This is a genomic window from Mucilaginibacter sp. AK015, from assembly GCF_014200785.1.
Taxonomy (GTDB): Bacteria; Bacteroidota; Bacteroidia; order Sphingobacteriales; family Sphingobacteriaceae; genus Mucilaginibacter.
In genome coordinates, this window is sequence record NZ_JACHCV010000004.1 from 40542 (window position 1) to 56729 (window position 16188).

At 44.1% G+C, this 16188-nt stretch carries 15 protein-coding genes; 14 read left to right on the forward strand and 1 reads right to left on the reverse strand.

The window, feature by feature from the left end; translation table 11 throughout:
• From HDC91_RS15150 to HDC91_RS15215, 14 genes are all read left to right on the forward strand, one after another.
• The gene (locus HDC91_RS15150) at nt 1–966 is read left to right on the forward strand and encodes an ABC transporter ATP-binding protein (protein ID WP_183553587.1); all 966 of its coding nucleotides are present in this window, start codon (nt 1–3) and stop codon (nt 964–966) included.
• Nucleotides 959–2530: an ABC transporter permease/substrate-binding protein gene (locus HDC91_RS15155; protein WP_183553589.1), complete on the forward strand. Its 1572-nt coding sequence runs from the start codon at nt 959–961 to the stop codon at nt 2528–2530. Before HDC91_RS15150 ends, HDC91_RS15155 begins: the two co-directional genes overlap by 8 nt.
• Before the next feature lie 8 nt (nt 2531–2538).
• Entirely contained in the window at nt 2539–3693 is a 1155-nt protein-coding gene (egtB, locus tag HDC91_RS15160) for an ergothioneine biosynthesis protein EgtB (protein WP_183553591.1), read from the forward strand.
• Nucleotides 3694–3717: 24 nt separating this feature from the next.
• The gene (egtD, locus tag HDC91_RS15165; RefSeq protein WP_183553593.1) at nt 3718–4704 is read left to right on the forward strand and encodes an L-histidine N(alpha)-methyltransferase; all 987 of its coding nucleotides are present in this window, start codon (nt 3718–3720) and stop codon (nt 4702–4704) included.
• Between the two features lie 77 nt (nt 4705–4781).
• Complete coding sequence (locus tag HDC91_RS15170; protein WP_183553595.1) at nt 4782–5723, forward strand: SPFH domain-containing protein; 942 nt, start codon at nt 4782–4784, stop codon at nt 5721–5723.
• A 23-nt stretch (nt 5724–5746) separates the two neighbouring features.
• Nucleotides 5747–6304: a DUF922 domain-containing protein gene (locus tag HDC91_RS15175; protein ID WP_183553597.1), complete on the forward strand. Its 558-nt coding sequence runs from the start codon at nt 5747–5749 to the stop codon at nt 6302–6304.
• Between the two features lie 31 nt (nt 6305–6335).
• The gene (locus HDC91_RS15180) at nt 6336–7091 is read left to right on the forward strand and encodes a UDP-2,3-diacylglucosamine diphosphatase (RefSeq protein WP_183553599.1); all 756 of its coding nucleotides are present in this window, start codon (nt 6336–6338) and stop codon (nt 7089–7091) included.
• Nucleotides 7092–7372: 281 nt separating this feature from the next.
• The gene (gene prfA, locus HDC91_RS15185) at nt 7373–8446 is read left to right on the forward strand and encodes a peptide chain release factor 1 (RefSeq protein WP_183553601.1); all 1074 of its coding nucleotides are present in this window, start codon (nt 7373–7375) and stop codon (nt 8444–8446) included.
• A gap of 181 nt (nt 8447–8627) precedes the next feature.
• A complete protein-coding gene (locus HDC91_RS15190) occupies nt 8628–9581 on the forward strand; it encodes an FAD:protein FMN transferase (protein ID WP_183553603.1) in 954 nt (317 codons plus the stop codon).
• Nucleotides 9582–9780: 199 nt separating this feature from the next.
• The gene (locus HDC91_RS15195; protein ID WP_183553605.1) at nt 9781–10074 is read left to right on the forward strand and encodes a hypothetical protein; all 294 of its coding nucleotides are present in this window, start codon (nt 9781–9783) and stop codon (nt 10072–10074) included.
• Nucleotides 10075–10096: 22 nt separating this feature from the next.
• A complete protein-coding gene (locus HDC91_RS15200) occupies nt 10097–10972 on the forward strand; it encodes a hypothetical protein (protein ID WP_183553607.1) in 876 nt (291 codons plus the stop codon).
• Nucleotides 10973–11656: a response regulator transcription factor gene (locus tag HDC91_RS15205; RefSeq protein ID WP_183553609.1), complete on the forward strand. Its 684-nt coding sequence runs from the start codon at nt 10973–10975 to the stop codon at nt 11654–11656.
• A 4-nt stretch (nt 11657–11660) separates the two neighbouring features.
• Nucleotides 11661–12998, forward strand: a complete 1338-nt coding sequence (locus tag HDC91_RS15210; protein ID WP_183553611.1) for a cell wall metabolism sensor histidine kinase WalK — start codon at nt 11661–11663, stop codon at nt 12996–12998.
• Between the two features lie 201 nt (nt 12999–13199).
• On the forward strand, nt 13200–13880 hold the full coding sequence (locus tag HDC91_RS15215) for an OmpA family protein (protein ID WP_162429796.1): 681 nt from the start codon (nt 13200–13202) through the stop codon (nt 13878–13880).
• A 156-nt stretch (nt 13881–14036) separates the two neighbouring features.
• On the opposite strand, the gene HDC91_RS15220 is transcribed toward HDC91_RS15215, so the two are convergent.
• The gene (locus tag HDC91_RS15220; RefSeq protein WP_183553613.1) at nt 14037–15809 is read right to left on the reverse strand and encodes a hypothetical protein; all 1773 of its coding nucleotides are present in this window, start codon (nt 15807–15809) and stop codon (nt 14037–14039) included.
• Between the last annotated feature and the right edge of the window lie 379 nt (nt 15810–16188).

Genomic DNA, 16188 nt, shown 5'->3' on the forward strand with positions numbered 1-16188 from the left:
ATGATAAAAGTTGAACGCCTTGCAAAAACCTTTGGTACCACAAAAGCTGTTAATGGTATTTCATTTGGAGTGAACACGGGCGAGAATCTGGTGCTTTTGGGCACCAGCGGATGCGGTAAAACCACAACCTTAAAGATGCTTAACCGCCTTGTAGAACCAGATAGCGGTACAATTACCATCAACGGAAAAAACATCGTACATCAGCCACGCGAGTTATTACGGCGCGACATTGGCTACGTACTTCAAAACAATGGTTTGTTCCCGCATTATACCGTTGCCGAAAATATCGCAATTGTGCCCAACCTGCTCAAATGGGACAAAGCCCGAACGCAGCGACGTATAAATGAACTGCTGGAAAAACTGCATCTTTCAAAAGAACACCTGAATGTTTATCCTAATGAGCTTAGCGGCGGCCAACAACAGCGCGTAGGTCTGGCCAGGGCATTAGCCGCCGACCCGCCTTTATTGCTGATGGATGAGCCTTTTGGCGCGCTTGATAACGTTACACGTTCTAAAATACATGCAGATTTTTTGGCGCTGGACGAACTGAAACGCAAGACCATTATAATGGTTACGCACGATGTTAATGAAGCCTTTGAACTGGCCGATCGGGTTGCTTTGATGGATAACGGCCAGATTGAGCAAATTGGCACCCCTGCTGAACTACTGTTTAACCCTGTTAACGATTTTGTAAAAGATTTTCTTAAATCGCAGCAACTGCAACTGGAGTTCAGCACCATTAGGTTAGACGATATTTGGGAGCATCTTCCCGATTCCGGGAAAAAGATAAACTCGTCACTTCTGGCAGGTCGTTTAAGTGTGTGGGAGGCGTTGGAGCACTTTAAATTTTATCAAAAGGAGACAATCAATATTCTTAACCAACAAAATAAAGAAGTAAAAAGTATTTCGTTCGATCAACTGATGAACGCATTTTCGCAATATAAAACGCTGCAGCCCCATGAATGAGCATCAGCAAACTTTGTGGGAATTTATGTTGCAGCAAGCTGATAAGCTGGAAATGCAAACCTTGCAGCATATCGGGCTTACCTTTATATCGCTTTTTATTGCTGTGCTCATTGGCTTGCCGCTGGGCATTTGTATCAGCCGCAAAAAACAGCTTTCGGGTATTGTACTCGGTTCAGCAGGCATTTTGCAAACCATCCCGAGTATCGCACTATTGGGTTTCATGATACCGTTTCTGGGTATCGGTGCAAAGCCCGCTATCGTAGCTTTATTGCTTTACGCGCTGCTGCCTATTATCCGCAATACTCATACGGGTATAACCGGTGTTGACGCCGCTGTTAAAGAGGCCGCTGTGGCCATGGGTATGACCAAGAGTCAGGTAATGTTTAAGGTGGAATTACCTTTGGCCATGCCGGTGATACTGGCAGGTATACGTACGGCTACGGTTATTAATGTGGGTGTGGCAACGCTGGCATCATACATAGCGGCAGGCGGCCTGGGCGAGTTTATTTTTGGCGGCATATCGCTTAATAACACCAACATGATACTGGCCGGCGCAATCCCGGCAGCCCTTTTAGCTATCCTGTTCGATTTTCTGCTTTCACGCGTGCAGCGGCTAAATTTTAAAAAGATAAAAGGCGCGGTTAAGGTAGCCCCGGTTTTATTGCTCGTACTTTCATGCCTTTATTTTATTCCGTCGGCTTATGGCGGTAAGTTAACCGCCGGCTTTACGCCCGAGTTTATGGGAAGGGAGGACGGTAACCTGGGCCTGATAAATAAATATGGATTAAATATCCGTACCATCGTTATCAGCGATGCGGTAATGTATAAGGCGGCACAGGAAAAAGAACTCGATGTAATAAGCGGTTACTCTACCGATGGCCGGCTAAAGGCCTACAACCTGGTGGTTTTGGATGATGATAAAAAGATATTCCCGCCCTATTATGCCGCACCGGTAGTACGGGAGGATGCGTTACGCAAGTTTCCTGAACTTGAAAAAACATTAAATTTACTTGCAGGAACCATTACTGACCAGGTAATGACAGAATTAAATTACAAAACTGACTATCTTCATGAAACGCCCGAACGCGTTGCAAGGGATTTTTTAATAGCGCGAAAGCTGTACCGGCCCGACCGGCACGGCTTAAAAGGCGTGGTCAGGATCGGTTCTAAAATATTTGGCGAACAGTATATCCTGGCAAGTATATACACTATGCTGATAAAGGGCTATACAGATTATGATGTAGCTACAAAAACCGGCCTGGGAGGCACTAAAATAGTTTTCGACGCCATGACTAATGATCAGATCGACCTGTATCCGGAGTATACCGGTACAGGGCTTTTAGCTATATTGCAGGCGCCACGTCAAACAGTAGCCCGGCTGCAGGTTGATAAGGATAGCACCTATGATTATGTGCAAAAGGAGTTTAAAAAACGTTATCAAATAAAATGGTTAAAACCAATTGGCTTTAATAACGCTTATGCATTAATGATGCGCGGGCAGCAGGCAAAAGAACTGCACATTAAAACAATTACCAACCTGAAGCAATACTTAGAAAGTAAGTAAGTAATAATATGATTGATTTAGCCGATTGCTATATAAAAGTGCGCAAGCGTACCGAGGCCATTTGCGAACCATTGCAAACCGAAGATTATGTTGTGCAACCCGTGGTTGACGTTAGCCCGCCGAAATGGCACATAGGCCATACTACCTGGTTTTTTGAAACATTTATTCTGAAACCTTACTTTGCCGAATACCAGGAATTCGACCCTAATTACAATTACGTTTTTAATAGTTATTACGAGACCGTGGGCAACCGCGTTATCCGTACCGACAGGGGCAACCTGAGCCGGCCAACGGTTATCGATATTAAACGCTACCGCAAGTATGTGGATGATGCTATGCTTAATTTTATCGCCTGCGGCGATATCAACCAAGACGTAGCAGAACTGTTGATATTAGGATTTAACCACGAGGAGCAGCACCAGGAGCTTTTGCTTACCGATATTAAATACATTTTGGGCAATAACCCGCTGTTCCCGGCTTATTCAAAAGATTATGCAACGCCCAAATTCAACAAGTCAGGAGCGCCATTCATTAAACTTAACGAAGGTATTTACGAGGTGGGTTTTGAAGGCGTGGGGTTTTGTTTTGATAACGAGCTGAACCGCCATAAAGTTTACCTTAATGCATTTGAGATAAGCCCGGATCTGGTAACCAATGCAGAATATTTAGAATTTGTAAGTAATGGCGGTTACCACGATTTCCGCCATTGGCATGCCGCCGGCTGGGATTGGGTGAATACCAACAAAGTAGAAGCGCCAATGTACTGGCACCAAATTGACGGCACATGGCATAACTATACTTACCATGGTTTGCAGCCCGTGAATATGCACGAAGCAGTTACCCATATCAGTTACTACGAGGCTTACGCTTATGCATCATGGAAAGGCATGCGCCTGCCTACCGAATTTGAATGGGAGGCCGCGGCCGGACAGTTTAACTGGGGCCTGCGCTGGGAGTGGACAGAAAGCGCCTACCTGCCATATCCTGGGTTCGCTAAAGCACCCGGCGCAATCGGCGAATACAACGGCAAATTTATGGTTGGCCAAAAGGTACTGCGCGGTGCATCAGAAGTAACCTCGCCAAACCATAGCCGCGTTACCTATCGTAATTTTTTTCAACCCGAACTGCGCTGGCAATTTACCGGCATACGCCTTGCAAAATAATTTTAACATTACTATCCGATATTTATGGCATCTACCAATGCAGCAACACAACAAACGGTTAATACTATTGCCGATCATCAGTTTTACAAGGACGTTATAGCCGGATTGGCATCTACGCCTAAACACCTCGACTCAAAATATTTTTATGATGCCCACGGCGATAAGCTTTTCCAGGAGCTGATGAACTGCGAAGAATATTATCCAACCAATTGCGAAATGGAGATCTTCACTTCGCAAACGGCAGAACTATGTAAAGCCATTATTGCCGAAGGCGACGCATTTGACCTGATAGAGCTTGGCGCGGGCGATGCCACAAAATCAACCCGGTTGTTAAAATATCTGATAGATAACAAAGCGGAATTTACTTACCTGCCTATTGATATCTCCGAAAATGTAATATCTTATCTAAATATTACCCTTCCGGTTACCCTCCCAGGCATCAAAATTACCGGGCTTAACGGCGAATATTTTGATATGCTGCGCAAAGCGGCCTCAATTTCAAATAAACGCAAGGTGGTGATGTTCCTGGGTTCAAACATTGGCAATATGCCGGTTGATGTAGCACAGGGCTTTTGCCGTGAATTACACAATAACCTTTCAAAGGGCGACATGGTACTTATAGGGGTAGACCTGAAAAAAAACCCTAAGACGGTTTTGGCCGCTTACAACGATAAAGAAGGTATTACCAAACGCTTTAATATAAACCTGCTTGAACGTATAAACCGCGAACTTGGCGGCGACTTTAACACCACCCAGTTTGACCATTATGCAACTTACAACCCCGAAACAGGTGCATGCAAAAGCTACCTTATTAGCCTTGCCGACCAGCGCGTAAAAATTGGCAGCGAAACTATCTCTTTTAAAAAAGATGAATATATCGATATGGAGATTTCACAGAAATACACGGCAGGCCAGGTGGATGATATGGCTGCCAGCGCAGGATTTAAACCGCTAAACCAATTCTTCGACAGCAAAAAATGGTTTGTGGATGCTATCTGGATAGCAGCGTAGGCTCGTGTACTGCTGGTTGACATCTTTATGTTGATGGTATTACAATTAAGCCTATATTTATTAAAAATATATCCCTAATGACACCATCATCAATTATCACGTATCTTGTAATACTTTTTATCATTATCGTTATCCTGTCGTCGTTTGTAACGGTAAAACAGGGCACTATCGCTGTAGTTACCGTATTTGGTAAATATCGCCGTATATTAACGCCGGGGCTCAACTTTAAGATCCCACTTATCGAGAATATTTACTCAAAAATATCTATCCAGAACCGCTCGGTCGAACTGGAATTCCAGGCGGTAACGTTTGACCAGGCTAACGTATATTTTAAAGCCATGCTGCTTTACTCGGTGTTAGACCAGTCGGAAGAAAGCATCAAAAACGTAGCATTTAAGTTTGTTGACGAGCGTAACCTGATGCAGGCGCTTATCCGCACCGTTGAAGGCTCTATTCGTGCTTTTGTGGCTACCAAACGTCAAAGCGAGGTGCTGATACTGCGCCGCGATATTGTAGAACACGTTAAAGAACAACTGGATGCCATACTGGAAGGCTGGGGTTACCACCTGCAGGACCTGCAACTGAACGACATCACCTTTGATGACATCATCATGAAGTCGATGAGCCAGGTAGTGGCCTCAAATAACCTGAAAGCCGCTGCCGAAAACGAGGGCCAGGCTTTACTGATCACTAAAACAAAGGCAGCGGAAGCCGATGGCAACGCCATCAAAATATCTGCCGAGGCTGAACGCCAGGCGGCACAGCTACGCGGGCAAGGCATCGCGTTATTTCGCGAGGAAGTAGCAAAGGGTATGACCATGGCCGCCAAAGAAATGCAAACGGCCAACATGGATACGTCCGTTATCCTGTTCACCATGTGGACAGAATCTATCAAACATTTTTCAGAAAACTCAAAGGGCAACGTCATCTTTCTGGATGGCTCGGCCGAGGGCATGCAGCGCACCATGAAAGAAATGATGAGTTTAAACCTTTTGGATAAGCAGGAAGTCAAAAAGTAAAGTTTTTACTTTACCAACGGCTAATGATTTTTAAATATTTACGCGCTTTTTGCGCCGGTGTTGCGTTGTGCCTTATACTCAACCCTGTTTGGGCGCAGCCGCACCGCACCTTAACGGTTAACGATTTCCTGGGGACCCCACGACCAAATGGCCGCGGTGTAATAGCTTATACTAATTGCACTATCGATTTTAAATACCAGGCCACCCGCAATGACGGTTACTATCAACTGCGTTTTAACGTGCGCATGTTCATGAACAACTACAAATCGTGGATAGACCGTTCACGAATAACCTCTGCAGAGCAGCTGGCCGAAATATTAAAACACGAGCAGGGCCATTATACCATTGCCTACCTGGAGCAACAGGAAGTATTACGGGCAGTTGAACGCACCCGTTTTACGGCGAACTACAACGCCGAAGCGATGGGTATTTTTAATCGGATAGATGCCAAATATAAACAGCTTAACCAGGATTACGACGAAGACACCGAACACATGGTAAACCGCCAGCAGCAGCACAGCTGGGATATTTACTTTGCCAAACGCCTGCAATATATGCCTCAGGAAAACGCGAGTTTGTAGGCTGCCAATATTCCCGTACTTTTGATGCAATATGCCAACCGGTAAAAACTTATACTTTGCTTCTGATTTTCATTTAGGCGCCGGTGGCTATGCTTCGTCGCGCGGGCGCGAAGATCGCATTATCCGCTGGCTGGATACGATCAAAGATGATTGCGCCGAGCTTTTTTTAATGGGCGATGTATTTGATTTTTGGTTCGAATATAAAACCGTAGTGCCTAAAGGTTATATCCGTTTTTTAGGGAAACTGGCCCAGTTAACCGATGCAGGCGTAAAGCTTTACCTGTTTAAAGGCAACCACGATATGTGGATATTTGATTACTTTGTTGAAGAGCTAAACGCTACTATTATTGCTAATGAGCTGGAAATTGAACGCGGCGGCAAGGCTTTTTACCTACACCATGGCGATGGCCTTGGCCCCGGCGATAAATTCTATAAATTCCTTAAAAAGTTTTTCCGCAGCCGGGTATGTCAATGGCTGTTTGCCCGCTTGCACCCCAATTTAGGCGTAGGCATTGCCAACGCATGGTCGCATCAAAGCCGGATATCTAACAAACAGGATGTTGAAAAGATACAACATCAGCAGGAATGGCTGGAAGCCTATGCCCTTGAAGTTTTGAAAAACAAGCGTTACGATTACTTTATTTTCGGACACAGGCATTTGCCTTTGGATATTGCCCTGCCGGGAAACAGCAGGTATGTAAACCTGGGCGAGTGGGTAAATTACAATACCTACGCTGTTTTTGATGGTGAAAGTTTGGAGTTGAAGTACTTTGAAGGCAATAAATAATAACGAACATCGAATACTGAATTTTGAATAGTGGTTAATATTCTGTTCGACGTTCAAAATTGGATATTCCTCATTCGATATTTTCACATCCAATCTCTTTACAATCCGCTGAATTTATTATGTGCCTTTAATTACGTATTTTTGCATGTTTTTGCAATGCAATAACAACACCAGAACTGGTTATAACAAAAGTTTTTGCGGCTAAGTTAACAGCGCGAAAAGCTGTTGTGTAAAAAGGGGCGCAGTAACCCACAAAATGCTGCAATTGATTTTCAAATAGTATGTTAGAGAAATTAGAACTGATATTTCAACGCTGGAAAACCGTGGAAGGCGAATTAAGCAGCCCCGAAGCAATGGCTGATATGAAGCGTTTTGCCCAGCTGAATAAAGAATATAAAGACCTGGCTAAAATTGTTGAGCAATATAATGTGTACAAAAACATTATGAGCAACATCGAAACCAATAAAGAAATATTAGCTACCGAGAAGGACGAGGAGTTTCGCGAAATGGCTAAGATGGAATTGGATGAACTTTTGGTTAAGCAGGAAGAGATGGAAGAAACCATCCGTTTGATGCTTATACCAAAAGACCCGGAAGATTCTAAGAACGCCATTATAGAGATCCGGGGCGGTACAGGCGGCGACGAGGCTGCCCTTTTTGCAGGCGACCTTTACCGTATGTACATGCGCTACTGCGAGCGACGCGGCTGGAAAACCGAACTGGTTGATTATACCGAAGGTACAGCCGGAGGCTATAAAGAGATTGTATTTAACGTAAACGCAGAGGATGCTTACGGTAATTTTAAGTACGAAAGCGGGGTACACCGTGTGCAGCGTGTGCCCGATACCGAAACACAGGGCCGGGTGCATACATCAGCAGCATCGGTAGTAGTACTGCCAGAGGTTGATGAGTTTGATATCGATTTACAGGTAAGCGATATACGTAAGGACCTGTTCTGTGCATCAGGGCCGGGCGGGCAATCGGTAAATACCACTTACTCCGCTGTGCGCTTAACACACATCCCCACAGGTATTGTGGCACAGTGTCAGGATCAAAAGTCGCAGTTGAAAAATTACGACAAAGCTTTGCAGGTGTTACGTTCGCGTGTTTACGAAATGGAACTGCAAAAACACCTGGAAGAAACATCAAAAAAGCGCAAGACCATGGTTGCCACGGGTGATAGAAGCGCTAAAGTGCGTACTTATAATTACCCGCAGGGCAGGTTAACCGAACATCGTATAGGCCTTACCATATACAACCTAACCGGCGTAATGAACGGTGACCTTCAGGAGATAATGGAAGCCCTGCAATTTGCTGAGAACGCCGAGAAGCTTAAAGAAGGAACTGTAGCCTGATAAATTACTATAATTGTAAAATTTAAAGCACCCTACGGGTGCTTTTTTCGTTTTTAGAAAATTGCATTTCATGTCAATTTCATAATACCGGGTTATTTTAGCATAGTAAAGTTACACTCTATCATTACGTTACGTAATGTATGGGTACAACAAGTTTAACTATACATTAACGCTATTTACTATGCTGGCAGTAAAAAAATTAACAGGCGCGTCAACCATATTTACACGCGAAATGCGTTTAATGGGCAACAGATTCGAAATTAGTTTAGTGGCTAATGATCCTGCCTGGGCATATGAGCGTATAGATAGCGCTATCAGCGAAATAAATCGCGTTGATAAATTACTTAGCACCTTTACTGAAGACAGCATTATAAACGATATAAACCGCAATGCCGGCGTTAAACCGGTGCGTGTAGGTGCAGAAATATTCCGCATTATTGAAAGGGCGTTGGAAATTTCATCATTAACCGAAGGCACTTTTGACATTACTTATGCTGCCGCAACAACTATTAGCATCGATAAAAGCCCTGATGCTAACGCCGGCACTGCAACAGCTTTAAAAAAGAAAGTTAACCTGACAAATTATACCAACGTGGTGCTTGATTTTGCCACGCAAACCGTTTTTCTAAAAAACAGGGGTATGCGCATAGGTTTGGGTGCTGTTAGCCGCGGTTACGCTGCAGACAGGGCTAAATATATACTACAGCTAGAAGGTGTAAGCAGCGGTGTTATTAATGCCGGTGGCGACTTACTAACCTGGGGCCTGCAGCCCGATAACACACCCTGGACCATTGCCGCCGCCGACCCATCGCAGGCAGCCCAACCCCATGCAGGTGTCAACATCAGCAACATGGCGGTAGCTACTTCATATAACACCGATAAGTACACCAACCTGACTAATAGTAAAGTTATCGGTGATATCAATCCTGCCGATGGTTTCCCGGTTAGTAAAATTAAAAGTGTAAGCATTATAACTCCCGGCGCAGAACTTGCCGATGCTATGGCAACCCCTGTAATTGCAATGGGCGTGAACGCCGGCTTGTATCTGATTAACAAACTGAACCAAATGGCATGTATTATTATTGATGATCATGCCCGTGTATATACATCGAAACATATTAGTGTAGCGATGTAAGTTTTTGCTTATTATTGCCATAAACCTATTATATAATTTTTCGCAGATATTCCGGGGGGATAAAGCCCATTGGGATTTTGCGCACTTTTAACACAGAATAACTATTACTCATAAATAAATACGCATGTTGCGTATTTTACAATATTAGCGCTCCGTACTCTCTCAAATGATAAAGTGGTTTTTGTATATTGTACTCTTAATGATATCCGTGCCATGTTTGTCATACGCCAATAACAATCCCGGCTTTCAAGGCAGCCTTCATACAACCGGCGGTGTATCATTTATTACTTTTTATACGTTACAACGTGATACAATTGTAACAAAAGGCAAACCACATCAATCAGAAGAAGATAAAAAGAAGATCAAAGAGGTAGCTAAGGCAAAAAAGTTGCCTAAGCCCGAAAAGATAGAACCGGCTAAACCAAAACCCAAACGGCAACGCAGGCCCGAAGGTTTAGAGCGGCCGCCGGAAATACCAAGGAGAAACGACTAATACGTACACAAGCTTTTTATTAATGAGATACTTTGGCGTACTGCTATTTATTATCACAAGCAATGCATTAAACGCGGCCGTATCCCGGCCTGTAATAGCACACAGGGATACTTACGCAGTTGCAGATACCGATAGCGTTGTGCGTAAAAACTCGGTATCGGCAGGCATAAGCTACGGCAGCGACGCTTTATTTTTTGGCCGCACCGGCCCAATTAAATATCCATTTACGTCTACCGACGTTATTTTTAATACCAAGCCCGGCTTTTTTATATACGGCTCTGCGGTAAAGGTGTTAGGTTATAAGCCGTTAGTTGATGAGATTGATATTGGCGGAGGGTATTATTACAGGCTATCAAAAAAATTTACAGGTACGGTAAGTTATACGCGTTTCATATTTAATAAAGAAGCAAATATTATTAAATCCTCCGCATCAAACGATATCAACTGGAAAAACTCGTTCGATTGGAAGTATCTGAAAACAAGCCTGACCGCCGATTACCTGTTTGGCAAATCGTACGATCTGTTCACAACCATCAGCAACTCAAAATATATCGAAAGCAACTTTAATATATTTAACGATCAGGATTTTATTTCTATCAACCCTTCAGTTAACCTCATTTTTGGCACGCAAAACTTTGTGCAACGATATTCTGTAGATCATGATTACAGGATAGAGGCCGATAACATTGCTGTGCAAAACGAAAATGGAAGACGGGCCAGGGCAAACGCTAAGTTTAATATGCTTAATTACAGCTTTAAAATACCCCTGGCGTACAATATGCCGCACTACACGCTTGAGGCGTCGTACAAATATTCGATACCCGTAAACGTTGAAGGGATATTGAGGAACCGGCGGGAATCGTTTTTTAATTTCACCTTTTATTACGTCTTTTATTAAATGAACGTACTGATCATAGAGGATGAAAAGGCGCTTGCCCACGAACTGGAGCTTTTCCTGGTAAAAAATAACTATATCTGCGAAGTAAGCAACAACGGCGTATCTGCTTCCGAAAAAATTGCTGTTAACCTTTATGACTTTATACTGCTTGACCTGGGCTTGCCCGATTATGAAGGGCTCGATCTGCTTAAAGAAGCAAAAAAGGCCAATCCTGAAGCAGCTTGTATCATACTCACCGCCCGCGCCGAAGTTAACGACCGTGTAAAAGGGCTTGACCTGGGGGCCGACGATTACCTGGCAAAACCCTTTTCGCTTTTAGAGTTGCAAAGCCGCATGCAGGCCATTACGCGGCGCAAGTTTGGCATCACGCAAAATATTATAGAACTGGATGGCTTTTTGGTAAATCTTACCGAGCGGACCATTATGTACCAGGACCAAGCCGTTAATGCGATCACAAAAAAGGAATTCGACCTTATAGCTTATATGCTGCTGCATAAAAACCGTACGCTTACACGCGCCCAACTGAGCGAGCATATATGGGGAAGTGTGATTAACGACGATTACGACTCAAACTTTATTGATGCCCACATCAAAAACATACGCAAAAAGCTAAGCGCATTTGCCCCGGCCGATTGGCTGGAAACCGTGCGCGGTTTAGGCTACAGGATAAAAACAAACGTTTAGGTATTTGAAACTTACAACTAAACTTACGCTGTTTAATGCCATATCAAAATTGGTTATTGTAACCCTTTTTATATTGCTGCTGCCTGATATTATCGAAAACATTAACAAAAGCTATAACGATAGCCGCCTGCTGAAACAAAAAAATAAGCTTTTACAAATAGTTAAGGAAAAAGGTATACAAACCTATATCGAAAACGGCGAAAGCTACGGTATGTATCTCCCATTAAAAGAAGAGTACATTAGTTTGGATGAAGTAGAGCCGGGTTATCATTTAGATACCATAAGGGATGAGCAGCGCCTTGTAGAGCGCGACACCATTGACTACCGCATATTAAGCCATACTTTTAAGGTGGATAATAAAAACTACCTGTTAGAAATAGGCAAAAGTACCGAAACCATTGGCGAAACTACCGGCCCGCTGCAAAACATTGCCTTTCAGTTATTGCTCGGGATGATTCTGCTCACCATTTTGGCCGACCAGATATTTTCTACTTATATCTTACGCCCGCTTAACATTATTATTAAAACAAAGCTAATCGGCAATAAGTTCCCAAAATTTACGGTTTACAAAGAAGTTAAAACCAGCACTACCGATTTTCAGCTGCTCGATCTCAGCATCCACAAAATGGTCGAGACCATTGAAACCACCTTTCAGAAAGAGCGCGAATTCATATCCAACGCCTCGCATGAACTGATGACTCCCATTTCTATCCTGCAATCAAAGATCGAAAACATGTTTGAGCTTGACATTGCCGACGAACTGAAAGTGCGCCTGCTGGAAATGCAGAAAATACTTAACCGTTTAAAAAGCATTACCAAAACCTTGCTGCTGATATCACAGATAGAGAACGAGCAATTTTTAAAAGAAGATAAAATATCCGCCAGCACCCTGTTGCAGGATGTTTACGACGAGATATCCATCCGGTTGCAAGACCGCAACATCAGTTTGGCCATTTTAGTAATAGATGATGTTGAACTGATTAATGTGAATAAGTTTTTGCTGTTTAACATGTTATTTAACCTTATTAATAACGCCATTAAATACAACAAGCCCGATGGCGAAATAACCGTGACCGCGCAATGGGTAAAAAACAATTACACCATCAGCATAGCCGATACTGGTATTGGCATAGCCGATGAAGAGTTACCATACATATTCAACCGTTTCAAGAAACTAAAGCAATCCCTTTCGCAGGATAGCTTCGGGCTTGGCTTGCCTATCGTTAAATCAATAGCGGTTTTTCATAAAATAGGAATTAACGTAATTTCTGAAAAAGGAGAGGGCAGCACATTTACGTTAACCTTTCCGCAAAAAGTTACCGGCGAACTGCCGGTTAAATAAATGCTGTACTAAAAAAGAGGCAGCACTGCATACCACTTATTTTTCCATAGTGTATTAAACCAAAGTTATTTTCTCAAATCTTAAAAATATGTTGTCATAGTACGCCTTTATTTCTCAAATGGCCATAATATTTTAATAATATTTAGGTTTAGGGTTTGGCATTTGCTTTGCAACACATTATTAAATACACAACATTTAAACATGAAAACACTAAAAATAAAAATCGCTACTTACAGTATTGCGTTAGCTTCGTTAGGCGTAATAGCCTCAGGTTGTAATTCACTTACCAAAACACAAAAAGGCGCAGCTATTGGCGCAGGTGCCGGTGGTACCATTGGTGCCTTTATAGGCAAGGCAGCAGGTAATACCGCATTGGGCGCCATTATAGGTGGTGCTGTTGGCGGCACGGCCGGGGCATTTATTGGCCGCAACATGGACAGGCAAGCTGCAGAAATAAAGCAAACTGTACCCGGGGCAACCGTTACCCGCGAAGGCGAAGGTATTTTGGTGAAATTTGATTCGGGTATTCTGTTTGACACTAATTCGTCAGAACTTAAACCTGCTGCACGTACCAACCTGGCTAACCTGGCAACCTCGTTACAAAACAACCCGCAAACTAATATACTGATTGTGGGCCATACGGATAATACCGGTACAGACGAGTACAACCAAAACCTGTCGGTACGAAGGGCCGAATCGGTAAAATCATACATCGCAGCAAATAACGTGGCCAACTCGCGCTTAACTACCAGCGGTAAAGGCGAAAGCGAACCAATTGCAGATAACAACACCGTTGAGGGCCGCAGTCAGAACCGCAGGGTGGAGATCGTGATCGTGGCGAACGACGCCATGAAAAACCAGGCCAAACAAGCCACTAATTAATACTAAGATCAGTTAATAGTTAATTAAAAAAAGCCCTCCGATGCATCGGGGGCTTTTTTTTGTTCATTTAAGGTCTCTCCTACCAATGGAAAGGTAGCCCGCTTGAAAAGTTATTAATGAGGTCGTTAGGTTCAGGGGACATTGTTTGATCTTACCCTAATGTTTACGCATTGCATTTGCTGTCACCATTGGCTGCAGCGATTTAAAATAGTGGCTCAGATCTGTTGGTAACACTCCGGGGGCTTTGGAATTGCTGTGGCAGGTGAAGCACGACTTGCTGGATGTTTGAAAATAGGTTTCCATGGTGCTGTTGGCCAACACGTTGGTTCCAACCGCCGCTCCCGGTGCCTGAAACTCCGCACTGTAGCTTTTCCCGTTTGGTGCTGCACCCTTTTCTGTCCACGTAGCGCCTATCAGCAGGTAATTGGCCCTCACATCGCCCTGCGAAAGCAGCGTTTCAATGGTTTTGTTAATAGAGATCAGCTCGGTGTTTGATGCCGCCGCCGATTTAGACCGTGGGTTAGCTATCCCGAAAGCGCCCCAGGCAAAAATACGTTGCGTGTTACTTGCGCTTATGGTATGGCCCGCTTGTGCTGTTATATAAGGCGTGGTAACGCGCTGCGCATCCCGGTTACCCATGTGCGGGATATTTACCGCTGTGTCGGCGGCATTGGTCGAAAATACCCAACCTGTGCCGGTATCTGCAGGCTGCGTAGCTACCTTTCCATCTTTGGTGATATAATCATAAGCCGCATTAGGCGTAATGCCGTTATGTTCGTAAGTGGCCCATATCATTTCGGGATGGCCGGCCACGCTGCCCACAATGTGCATCCCTACCATAGCCATCATTACCGTTTTATGTCCTGTCGGTGTCCATTTGATTTTGCTGGTAGTGTCATAAACCGGGATAGTAGCTTTCACCTTAAAATACTTATCAGCATCAGGCAACGTGGCCGCCTCCACCCACGACGTTTTTATCTCCAGCGCAAGTGCGTTAGAGTCGGGCAGGTTGTGGCCGCTTTTACGTGCATAAGCAATGATTTTGTCGCGCGCAGCGGCGGTGGTTGGAAAACTGCTGCTATCAAGTTCGCCATTTTTAACCCCAGTCATAAAATAAGCATACACATCATTTACCGATGACAGGTAATAAACCAGCGAGCCCTGCTTTGACATCAGCACATGGCCTGTAGCCTGCCCCACTTCTGACTGGGTAAGCTTACCATTGGCATCTAGAAATACAAAATGATCTCCCACTTTAAAACGCTGTACAAAGTTCTCTTTAACCGCGTGGCGAATGAGGGCTTTTGGATGTGCAATCTCGTTATTACTGCGGTCTTTAAAGTGGAGCGCTCCGCCGGCATCCTGCTGTACACTGGCAACTTCCTGCGGGCTGCTCTTATCACTTTTAACTAATGCCGGCGCATTAGTTGTGGTATCGGCATTTTCTATCTCAAGCAGCCTGCCGTCGCTGTTCTCTATCACTGGTAAACCGTTGGGGCCGGTTTTATTGATTTCGCTACTCATGTTCAATACGGTTTTAGCATCATGCGGCACCAGCCTGCGCCTGCCTTCAACACCGGCCGATACATCGTAAAATAACGACGACTCCAGTACCGACCCGCCATCTTTTACCGGCGATGTAAGCCAAAGCAGCATATGTTCAGACCAGTCATAAAAATCGCAGTTGCCCGTGGTTACCGAAAAAGCTACGCTGTTTGCGGGCGTGACCAGCCCATTAATCGACACCTTACCGTCGGCAAACCAGGCGGCAAATTCCGACGCGGAAATGGTACAGGCCGGGTTTACATCATCGGGCAGCAAATTCTTGGTTACAAGTGATGCAGCAGTTTCTGTTTTTGGGGTGCTGCAGCGCCAAACTGCAATAACCAACAGGCAAAGCAATGCGGTTATTGATACTTGTTTCTTCATTTTTTGATTGTGATTTGGTTAAGGTTTGTGATAAAAGAGGCTGTAACAGCTTTGCGAAGGCTATATATCCTACTGATATTCAATAACTAATTTAAACAAAAAAATTTGCAGGCACACCCCAAAAACGTCTTATTAAATGGGGTAAAAACGTCTTTAATTTCGCCACCCTCACTTAAGCGGCAAACAACAATCCTCTCCCACGTATGAGAGGCAATGGTTTGCACCTACCAAAATCTACACTCCCTATATTACTCCCGTGCAGAAGCAGTTCCGGGCACCTGTGGCCGAACCGGGGAAGCAAGGCCAGATTAGCCTTTCGGTATAACTTTTAAGTCCGCTCCTTTTCAGAGTGCTTTAGGTGCGGCAAATGCTTTTTTGT

Coding starts and splice junctions, on each gene's coding strand:
- HDC91_RS15150 (WP_183553587.1), top strand. CDS start 1: ATGATAAAAGTTGAACGCCTTGCAAAAACCTTTGGTACCACAAAAGCT.
- HDC91_RS15155 (WP_183553589.1), top strand. CDS start 959: ATGAATGAGCATCAGCAAACTTTGTGGGAATTTATGTTGCAGCAAGCT.
- egtB (WP_183553591.1), top strand. CDS start 2,539: ATGATTGATTTAGCCGATTGCTATATAAAAGTGCGCAAGCGTACCGAG.
- egtD (WP_183553593.1), top strand. CDS start 3,718: ATGGCATCTACCAATGCAGCAACACAACAAACGGTTAATACTATTGCC.
- HDC91_RS15170 (WP_183553595.1), top strand. CDS start 4,782: ATGACACCATCATCAATTATCACGTATCTTGTAATACTTTTTATCATT.
- HDC91_RS15175 (WP_183553597.1), top strand. CDS start 5,747: ATGATTTTTAAATATTTACGCGCTTTTTGCGCCGGTGTTGCGTTGTGC.
- HDC91_RS15180 (WP_183553599.1), top strand. CDS start 6,336: ATGCCAACCGGTAAAAACTTATACTTTGCTTCTGATTTTCATTTAGGC.
- prfA (WP_183553601.1), top strand. CDS start 7,373: ATGTTAGAGAAATTAGAACTGATATTTCAACGCTGGAAAACCGTGGAA.
- HDC91_RS15190 (WP_183553603.1), top strand. CDS start 8,628: ATGCTGGCAGTAAAAAAATTAACAGGCGCGTCAACCATATTTACACGC.
- HDC91_RS15195 (WP_183553605.1), top strand. CDS start 9,781: ATGATATCCGTGCCATGTTTGTCATACGCCAATAACAATCCCGGCTTT.
- HDC91_RS15200 (WP_183553607.1), top strand. CDS start 10,097: ATGAGATACTTTGGCGTACTGCTATTTATTATCACAAGCAATGCATTA.
- HDC91_RS15205 (WP_183553609.1), top strand. CDS start 10,973: ATGAACGTACTGATCATAGAGGATGAAAAGGCGCTTGCCCACGAACTG.
- HDC91_RS15215 (WP_162429796.1), top strand. CDS start 13,200: ATGAAAACACTAAAAATAAAAATCGCTACTTACAGTATTGCGTTAGCT.
- HDC91_RS15220 (WP_183553613.1), bottom strand. CDS start 15,809: ATGAAGAAACAAGTATCAATAACCGCATTGCTTTGCCTGTTGGTTATT.